The organism is Pseudomonas sp. 32_A, assembly GCF_017490905.1.
Classification (GTDB): Bacteria; Pseudomonadota; Gammaproteobacteria; order Pseudomonadales; family Pseudomonadaceae; genus Aquipseudomonas; species Aquipseudomonas inefficax.
The window spans coordinates 23,402-32,434 of record NZ_JAFGYI010000013.1 but is presented as its reverse complement, the minus strand read 5'-3'; the positions used below and the strand labels follow the sequence as shown (position 1 = coordinate 32,434).

General features: G+C 63.1%; 6 protein-coding genes. 3 read left to right on the top strand and 3 right to left on the bottom strand.

The window, feature by feature from the left end:
- Nucleotides 1-459 precede the first annotated feature (459 nt).
- From galE to J5M58_RS10380, 3 genes are all read right to left on the bottom strand, one after another.
- On the bottom strand, nucleotides 460-1,434 hold the full coding sequence (gene galE, locus J5M58_RS10390) for a UDP-glucose 4-epimerase GalE (protein ID WP_112253954.1): 975 nt from the start codon (nucleotides 1,432-1,434) through the stop codon (nucleotides 460-462).
- Nucleotides 1,435-1,513: 79 nt separating this feature from the next.
- On the bottom strand, nucleotides 1,514-4,129 hold the full coding sequence (locus J5M58_RS10385; RefSeq protein ID WP_207878085.1) for a cellulase family glycosylhydrolase: 2,616 nt from the start codon (nucleotides 4,127-4,129) through the stop codon (nucleotides 1,514-1,516).
- 5 nt (nucleotides 4,130-4,134) lie between these two features.
- On the bottom strand, nucleotides 4,135-5,661 hold the full coding sequence (locus tag J5M58_RS10380) for an O-antigen ligase (RefSeq protein ID WP_207878084.1): 1,527 nt from the start codon (nucleotides 5,659-5,661) through the stop codon (nucleotides 4,135-4,137).
- A gap of 358 nt (nucleotides 5,662-6,019) precedes the next feature.
- On the opposite strand from J5M58_RS10380, the gene J5M58_RS10375 reads away from it, so the two are divergent.
- Genes J5M58_RS10375 through J5M58_RS10365 form a run of 3 tightly spaced genes read left to right on the top strand, consistent with a single transcriptional unit; the run spans nucleotide 6,020 to nucleotide 9,031 of the window.
- Complete coding sequence (locus J5M58_RS10375; RefSeq protein WP_207878083.1) at nucleotides 6,020-7,486, top strand: FAD-dependent oxidoreductase; 1,467 nt, start codon at nucleotides 6,020-6,022, stop codon at nucleotides 7,484-7,486.
- Nucleotides 7,487-7,541: 55 nt separating this feature from the next.
- Nucleotides 7,542-8,498, top strand: coding sequence for a glycosyltransferase family 2 protein (locus tag J5M58_RS10370; RefSeq protein WP_207878082.1), 957 nt, complete (start codon nucleotides 7,542-7,544; stop codon nucleotides 8,496-8,498).
- Nucleotides 8,499-8,506: 8 nt separating this feature from the next.
- The gene (locus J5M58_RS10365; RefSeq protein WP_112253960.1) at nucleotides 8,507-9,031 is read left to right on the top strand and encodes a serine O-acetyltransferase; all 525 of its coding nucleotides are present in this window, start codon (nucleotides 8,507-8,509) and stop codon (nucleotides 9,029-9,031) included.
- Nucleotides 9,032-9,033 lie beyond the last annotated feature (2 nt).

Sequence of the window (9,033 nt, the reverse complement as noted above, 5' to 3'; positions counted from 1 at the left end):
TTCCTTCAACTGACGAGGGACTCTGTGGGAGCGGGCATGCCCGCGAAGCAGGCGACGCGGTGGATGGCACCGGCTGCGCCGGTGTTCGCGGGTGAACCCGCTCCCACAGGTATGGCGCATTCCTTCAACTGACGAGGGACTCTGTGGGAGCGGGCATGCCCGCGAAGCAGGCGACGCGGTGGCTGGCACCGGCTGCGCCGGTGTTCGCGGGTGAACCCGCTCCCACAGGTATGGCGCATTCCTTCAACTGACGAGGGACTCTGTGGGAGCGGGCATGCCCGCGAAGCAGGCGACGCGGTGGCTGGCACCGGCTGCGCCGGTGTTCGCGGGCGCGCCCGCTCCCACAGGTATGGCGCATTCCTTCAGCTGACGAGGGACTCTGTGGGAGCGGGTTTACCCGCGAAACAGGCGATGCGGTGTTTGGTATCGGCTAGGCCGGTGTTACGCGGGCCCACAATCTCAGCTTTGGTGCTGAGCCCAAGGATACTGCAGCTCCCACTGCCACGCATGCCGCACAATCGGCTCCAGCGTGGCAAACTCCGGCCGCCAGCCCAGCACGTGCATGGCCCTGCCAGCATCCGCCACCAACCGGGGCGGGTCGCCGGGGCGGCGGGGGGCGTCGAGGGTGCGGATCTGCCGGCCAGTCACCGCGCGGGCCGTATCGATCACCTGCTGCACCGAAAAACCCCGCCCATTGCCCAGGTTGAACGCGGTTCGCTCGCCACCCGCCAGCAGGTAATCCACCGCCAGTGCATGGGCAACCGCCAGGTCGGCCACATGCACATAGTCGCGTATGCAGGTACCATCCGGCGTGTCGTAGTCGCGGCCAAATACCGTTACTGCATCACGCCGGCCCGAAGCGGCCTGCAGGATCAACGGGATCAGGTGGGTTTCCGGGTCATGACGCTCTCCCAGCTGGCCTTGCGGGTCCGCGCCCGCTGCGTTGAAGTAACGCAGGCATACCGACTTCAAGCCGTAGGCCCGATCGAAGTCCTCGAGAATCTGCTCGACCATCCATTTGCTCAGCCCATACGGGTTGATCGGCCCCTTGGCATGCGCTTCGTCGATCGGCACATACTGCGGGTTGCCGTAAACGGCTGCGCTGGACGAAAACACCAGGTGCCTGATACCGGCATTCACCATGGCCTGCAGGAGGGAAAGGGTGGCCGCGACATTGTTCTGGTAGTACTTGCCGGGCACGCTGACCGACTCGCCCACCTGGATGAACGAGGCAAAGTGGAACACGGCATCGAAACGGCAAACAGCAAACAGCACATCCAGGGCGGGCTCGTCTGCGATGTCCAGTTTCGCCCACTGCACACCGGGGCCGGGTGCGACCAGGTCCGCCACCACCACCTCATGGCCCGCACCGAGCAGGTGCTTGACCATGTGCGAGCCTATGTAGCCTGCGCCACCGACAACAAGAAACTTCATCCATGCCTCCTGGACTTTGCTGTTGTACAGCCGCGCTTTTCAGCTACAGGTCTGTTGTGAGGGTAGATGGCCACATACCCTATTTCAAGAACAGCCAGTTGGACATGTACTTGCCGTCGAACGTGATCGTGTAGCGCCCCTCCTGGTAAGCCATCGGCAACGGTTTCAACTGTGCCTGTGCATCCCGGGCGAACAGTTTCAGGCCAGCAGGCGCCTTGATGCTCAAGGTGCCGGCAAGCGGTTCGACGTTGAACGGTGTCTTGGCATCGGCCTTGGGCACGGCACGGGTACCTAGCGACAGCAGCAGTTCGCGCGACTGGCCCAGGGGGTTGCCGTCCAGGCTTTGCACCACGACGCTGGCGTACGGCGTTTTTGCTTGCACCTGAATGGCGCCCAGGCTGATCGAGTGACCTCCCAGCCATCCGGTGGCGGCCTGGGTCAGCGGTGTGTCGATGGTATAGATGCCCTGTTGCCAGTTGCGCTTGAGTTCGCCGGTGTCGCTGACCGCTTCCGTGGCGTCGGCCGGCAGCAAGGACTGCCCCGGGTCCTGCAGTACCTGCGCACCGGCAGGGATGGCGGCGGGTTTGAGCCAGGGCAACTCCGGCGTCTGTGGCAGGGCGATCTGCAATTGACCCTTTTCCATGGCCGTGCGCAGCAGCAGTGAATTGCGCGGGGTGATCTCCTGGTTGTACAGGGTGGCGGGCGTCGGCGCGAACACGTAGCGGGTAGTGGCGGGCTTCACATCCGCACGGCGATAGAGCAGGGCGGCAGCGGGCAAGGTGGCGATCATCGCCGGGTCGTTGTACGCGTGCCAGTTATCTGCCGTGCGCCAACCCGGGTTGAAGGCCTGCTGGCTGTAGGCGTATTGCAACATGGCGTCCCAGCCCTGATGGGCAGCGGTGCCGGCCACGTACAGCGGCAGCGAGTGGCGGTCGGGCAGCGGGAAGGGTTCGGCGTTCCACTCGCTGACGGTCAGCGGCTTGCCAACTACCTGGGCGGCGGCGAGCCAGTCGATCAGGCCGTCGCTGGTCAGCGGGTTCTTCTCCAGTTGGCCATTGGCACCGTAGCCATGGGCGTCGATGACATCGCCTGTGGTCAGTGCCGGCAGCGCGCTCAGGCCATTGCCGCCCCAGGTACTGGTAGTGGCGATCGGCACTTTCACGCCGAGGCGGCGCAGGTGGGCGATCATGTCGGCGTCGAAGCGCTGCTCCAGGTCGTTGAGAAACAGCTTCGAGGGGCCATGCTCCCAGGCGCGCCAGGTGAGGTCGGTGGGCAGGTCATAGTGTTTGGCGAAGGCTTTGGCCGCTTCCATGTAACGCTCGCTGTGGTGCGGCACATCCTTGTTCGGCATCAGGGCATTACCATAATGCTGGGTGAGGTCGTTCTCATTGGTGAGCAGCACGGCAGCGATGGCCGGGTCGTCCTTGTAGGCCAGGCCGGTGTATTCGTTCACATGGGTCAGGTACTGCTCGGCAAAGCGCTTCATCGCCTGTTGGATACTGCGGTTCATATAGGCGTAACCCTTCAGGTCGACATGGTTCTCGCCCTTGGCCAGTTCCTCGAAGTCATCGATGTTGTCTTTGGCAGTAAGCGCCCGCTGCACGTGCAGGTCCAGCCAGATATAGATGCCCTCGTCCTTGAGCGCCTTGATCCACAGGTCGAGCTTGCGCAGCGATTCGGCACTGAGCTGCTGGGTATCGCGCACCAGGGTGCCGTCGCCAAACACGTTCGGGCTGACCCAGGGCGAGTCGTGGTGATGCAGACGCACCAGGTTGAAACCCAGTGCCGACAGGCGTTTGGCCTGTTGACGGATTTCTTCGTCGGGGCTCTTGAACAACGAATAGGCGGACAGGTTGGTGCCCCAGAAGCGCACCGGGGTGTTGTTTTCGAACATCAACTGCTCGCCGACAGCCTTGACGAAACCATGCTTGCCGGCAGGCTTTTGCGCAGCGTTGAGGAACGACAGGTCCACTGGCGAGGTGCGCCAGTCCAGTTGGTCGTCGGGCCAACCGGCGGGGTCGGCCAGGCCGAAGCGTTCGCTGGGCGTGGGCCCCAGGTCGATGTCGCCGGTAACGTTCAGCACCGCCTTGATCTGCTGCCGGCCGGCGTTGATAGGGTCGCTGTAGATGAACGCACGCAGTTCGGACGGGTTGCCGCGCTCGAAATACATCCTGGCCAGCGGTGGCTCGAAGCGCATTTCGATGCGCCGGCCCTGGTCAGCCTTGCCCCATGACCAGCCACGGTTGCCGGGCAGCAGCTGCGGGGCGCCCATGTCTCCGGCAATTTGCGCAGGGTCGAACTCGAAGACCATGCCGCCGCCCATCACCCCGGCCTGGCGGCTATGAGCGTCGACGTCGAAAGCCCAGCTCAGGGTTTGCGCCTGCTCCTTGCGGATATCCGCCGCCAGGTCGAAGTCCAGTTCCTTGTTCTTTCCCTGCAGCGTGTAGTGGTAGGGGCCATTGACCTTGAACGTGGTGGAGAAACCGGTCCAGCTCCAGTTGGCCGCCCAGAAGTCGAACTTGGCTTTCATCATCGGCCCACCACCGCGGGTCACCAAGGGCAGGCCGTTCTGTTCATCGACACTGACTTGCCACGCCGATGCCCAGCCGGTGAGCGGTAGCAAGGCCAGGCCGGCCATGGCCGAAACCTGCAGCAGGGTCTGAAAACCCCGGCTGCGCAGGGGTAGCAGGCTCATAAGAGTCACCTTGGTTGAAGGCCGGGGTCGGCCAGCGCGATGGCCTGGCTGTTGTGCAGCCTGCGGGCCATCTGGATGTAGGCCACGCCCAGCCCGGCGACAGTCCAGTACACCACCGGGATGAAGGTGATGCTGCTGACGGTGAAGATGATCACCAGGATGCCGATCAGTGTCGCCAGCAATGCCCGGCCGAGCTGGCGTCGCTCGTCGTCCTTGTCGGGGAAACTGCGCATGGCCTTGCGGATACCGTGCAGTACGGTGACGAAGAACGCCACGAACAGGCCAAGCCCGACCAGCCCGACCCGTAGTGCCAGGTTGATATAGGTGTTGACGATGTCGATGATGCCTTCACCCTGGATCATCGATTGCATTTCCGGGGTGTTGCGAAAGTCGAACGAGCCGAACAGCGGATTGCGCTGAATGACGATCCACGAGCTGTCCATCAGCTGTTTGCGGTAGGTGATGTTCTCTTTCTCGAGGTTGCCAATGAACGGCAGCATGTCCAGCACCTTGTCGCCACCGGGCACGATGGTAAGCAAGGGCAGGGCCAGCATGCCGGCCACAGCGAGCAGCGCCAGGCGCCTGACCGCACCTCTGCCCAAGGCGATGAACACCACCACGATGACCACGGCGCCGATCCATGGGCCACGGGACAGTGGCGCGAACAGCCCGGCGGCCAGCAGCAGGGCGCCCATCGCACGCTGCAGGGGGCGGCGCACATAACCCTGGACAAACAGGAACAGGCCGATGGCCACGCTCATCACATAGCCCAGGGCAATCGCCTGCCCGGTGGTGACGCTGGCGCGCAGCGAACCGCCACGGCTCAGGTAGCCGGACATGCTCCACGGCACGCCCATGGCGTCGACCATGGCACTGTACAGCAGCCAGTGGCGCACGTACTCGGCCACGCCGATCAGGGCCAGGACGAAGGAGGCAAGCACGAAGGCCAGCAGGGTGTCCTTGAAGTCGCTGATCTGGCGCAGGCCACGGCTGGCCACGTAATACGGCAGGAGCACGTCGACATACAGGTACAGTGTCTGGCGCAGGGTGTCTGTCACGGTGGTTTCGCGCAGGTAGAGCACGCTCATCAGCAGCAGGCCGGCTGCCAACAGCCTGTCCGGCCAGGTGCGGCCGAAGCGCAGGGTGTCGCCTTGCCGGCGCAGGGCCAGTGCCGCCGGCAACAGCACGCACAGGGTCAGCAGGCGGATATGGTTGAGGTCGACCAGGTAATTGACCACGCCAAACCCGGGCACCTGCACCGAAGCCGGCGGGATCAGGAACAGCAGCATGTAGAACAACGCCATGGGGTTGTGCTCGCGCCGCCCGGCGATGTACAGGATGACGGCGCCAGCACCCAGGTACAGCCAGAAACTGTGCGAAAAGAAGGCCAGCAGGGTAAGCAGGAACCACAGATTGCGCCGGCGCTTGAAATCGCCCAGCGGAATCAGGTCGGTGGCAGGCCGCCGCGCCAGCAGGAAGACCACGCTCGCCAGAAACAGGATGACGATCAACGCACGAAAATGTTCAGGCATTGGCTATGTGCACCTTTGCGTCGGTGGGCAACGGCTAGCATCGTGGCTGATTGAAACTATAGTGACCTTTTAGCCAATCAGTAGAGATTGACGTCATGCCGTCGATTGATGACTGGCTGCAATGCGGCTAGCCGGGTGAATCTTTCAAAGATGCAGGTCACTGGATCATGGGGAAGCTTACTTTTTGTACTGCGCAGTTGGGTCGTAGAGGGTTTCTCCAGAGTTGTGTCCTGCTGGGCGTTGGCGGTGTGGTGTTCGCTGCTACGCCAGCCGTCGCCCGCCAACCTGCCGGCAGGCCCGGGTTCGTGGTGATCAACGGCTGGGTATTGCCGTCCCGCTACTTTCGGGACAAACAGCCATGATCAAGGACTATCAGCAGCAGAAGGCCCTGCGCGACAGTTACGATGTCTGCATCATTGGTGCTGGCCCCGCGGGCATCATCCTGGGGCTGCGCCTGGCCGCCGCCGGCTGGAGCGTCCTGCTAGCCGAAGGTGGCGGGCGCGAATACTCGGCGAACTCGCAAGCCTTGTACGCCTGTGCATCCACTGGCCTGGAGCTGTACGCCGGGGAAGCCCGCCTGCGTTACCTGGGCGGCACATCCAACCATTGGGCAGGCCGTTGCCGGCCATTCAGCCCCTCCGACTTCGCCGTTCCCCCCATTGGCGGGTTGCCTGGCTGGCCCATTCCTTATTCGGAGATCGCAGGCTACTTGCCTGCTGCCATGGAAATCGTCGACCTGCCCCCCGGGGCGGATTTTCACGCACTGAATGCCGGCCTCGACGGCGGAGACTTCGAGCCCGACCGCTTTCTGCTCAGCCCGCCAACGCGTTTTGCGCAAAAGTACGCCACGGCCCTGGAGCAGACCCCAGGCCTGGACGTATTCATCAATTGCAATTGCGTGAACCTGGAGTTCGACCAGTCTTCCGGCCACCTGGCCGCAGTCGTACTCTCCGATTACGCATGCAATCGCCAGCGCCTGGCTGCAAGAAACTTCGTGCTGGCCACCGGTGCAATCGAGAATGCCCGGCAACTGCTCAACAGCGAGTCGTTGCTGGCGGCGGGGATCGTGAGCAAGGGCGGGCTGGTCGGCGGGTGTTTCATGGAGCATCTGAACATTGATCTTGGCACCTTCATCCTCAGGTCGGGGTTGGCCCCGGAACCGCGCGAGTACTACACCACCGATGCCTTCGTTGACGAATACAAGGCAGGCAAGGGCAACGTCAGGGCCGCCTTGCTGGCCGATGTGCAAACCTATGGTCGTACTGCCGAGGTGAAACACTTTCTGGAGAACCTGGCATGCGACATGGGAGTAGCCAGCAAGATTGCCTTCGTGGCCAGGTTCAGTTGCCCCGGTGACGGCGTCATCAGCACCATGATCGAGCAGTTCCCCAACCTGCACAGCCGCATTTCGCTGCTGGACGAGAAGGACGCGCTGGGCGTGGCCAAGGCCAATGTCAACTGGGCCCTGAGCGCTGATGACCGGCACACCGTCAAGTGCATTGGCAGCGAACTGGCCAAGCAGTGGGCTGACATGAACCTTGGCTTCATCAAGCTCAATGACTTCGTTTACGACACTTCGATACCGCTGAGGTTGTCGCCACATGCCCACCACATGGGTACCACGCGCATGGCGTCGTCGGCGCAGTTCGGTGTCGTGGATACCAACTGCAGGGTATTCGGCACCGAAAACCTTTATGTCGCCGGCAGCAGCATCTTTGCCACCGGCGGTGCTTCCAACCCGACCATGCCGCTGCTGCAGTTTGCGTTACGCCTGGCCGACCACCTCGATGCCAGGATGAACGCGGCCAGGGAAGCCGTGGCGTGACGAATGTTGTGCTGATACTGCAAAGGCGTGGGGCTTTCTTCGAGGGACAGCAACAATGGCTAGCAAACCTGTGGACGTCATGGTGGTCAACTTCAACACGGCCGGGCTGCTGCAGCCGATGTTCGATGCGCTGCGCCGTGCCGACAGCGAGCGGCTGGCCAGCTACCTGGTGGTGGACAATGCCTCGGTGGATGACTCGCTACAGCGCATGGCCGAGGTGTGCCCGCAAGCGCTGCTGCTGAGCAACAGGCAGAACGTGGGGTTCGGCCGGGCCAACAACCAGTTGCTGGCGCACCTGAAGGGCAGGTACGCCTTGCTGCTGAACACTGACGCCTTCGTCGCCGCCGATTCCCTGCAGAAAACCCTCGACTACATGGACGCCCACCCGGAGTGCGGTGTGCTGGGGGTACGCCTGGAGGGCCCCGACGGCGACCTGCAGCCCAGTTGCCGTTACTTCCCTACGCCGCTCAACGTGTTCGTCGGGCGTACCGGGCTGGGGCGCTTCTTCCCGGGCTTGAAGATGGTCGACGAAATGAACTGGGACCACGCTTCGGTCCGCGAGTGCGACTGGCTGCCTGGCTGCTTCTACCTGGTGCGCCGCGAAGTGCTCGACCAGGTGGGCCTGTTCGACCCGCGCTACTTTCTTTATTACGAGGAGGTCGACCACTGCAAGCGGGTGAAGGCGGCCGGCTGGAAAGTGGTGTTCTACCCGCACACCACGGTGGTGCACATCGGTGGGGAAAGCTCCAGATCGGTGGCCGAACTGGAGGCGGCCAGCCGGCAGATCTCGTCCTGTCAGATCGAAAGCGAGCTACTGTACTTCCGCAAGCATCACGGGCTGGCGGGGCTTGTCCTGCACATGTTGCTGGTCACCTTGGGCGACCTGGTGCTGGCACTCAAGGCGCTGTTGAAACGACGCGGCCGGGGCGCGATACAGGCCTGCTGGCGTCACTGCCGGGCGACCTGGTCTCTGTTGTTCAAGACCCGGTACGCCAGCCAACCGACAAGGTAGGTGGAGCCATGTTCGAGAATGTACGTGCCGACCTGCGTGCCCATGGTGGTGACTGGGGCGCCCAGGGTTTCTGGGTACTGCTGGTGTACCGCTTCGGCCGCTGGCGCTATGGGGTGCGCCCGGCACTGCTGCGCAAGCTGTTGTCGCTCATCTACAAGGTGCTGTTCAAGTTCGTGCAGATCATCACGGGTGTGGAGCTGCCGTGCGAAGTGGTGATCGGCCGCAACTTCGTGATCGACCATTTTGGCGGCATCGTCATCAGCGGCTATGCCCGTTTTGGCGATGACTGCCGCATCCGCAACGGCGTGGTGGTGGGCCTGAAGAACGTCAACGAGCCGATTGCGCCGGTGTTCGGCAACAACGTCGATATCGGCACCGGGGCCAAGGTGCTGGGTAGCATCCGTATCGGCAACGACGTGATCATCGGCGCCAACGCCGTGGTGCTGGTAGATGTGCCAGACAACTCGCTGGCGGTAGGGGTGCCGGCCATCATAAAGGCCAGGCAACCGGCCGCCACGGTGCCCGTCGAGTGAAG

Coding starts and splice junctions, on each gene's coding strand:
- galE (WP_112253954.1), bottom strand. CDS start 1,434: ATGAAGTTTCTTGTTGTCGGTGGCGCAGGCTACATAGGCTCGCACATG.
- J5M58_RS10365 (WP_112253960.1), top strand. CDS start 8,507: ATGTTCGAGAATGTACGTGCCGACCTGCGTGCCCATGGTGGTGACTGG.
- J5M58_RS10375 (WP_207878083.1), top strand. CDS start 6,020: ATGATCAAGGACTATCAGCAGCAGAAGGCCCTGCGCGACAGTTACGAT.
- J5M58_RS10370 (WP_207878082.1), top strand. CDS start 7,542: ATGGCTAGCAAACCTGTGGACGTCATGGTGGTCAACTTCAACACGGCC.
- J5M58_RS10380 (WP_207878084.1), bottom strand. CDS start 5,661: ATGCCTGAACATTTTCGTGCGTTGATCGTCATCCTGTTTCTGGCGAGC.
- J5M58_RS10385 (WP_207878085.1), bottom strand. CDS start 4,129: ATGAGCCTGCTACCCCTGCGCAGCCGGGGTTTTCAGACCCTGCTGCAG.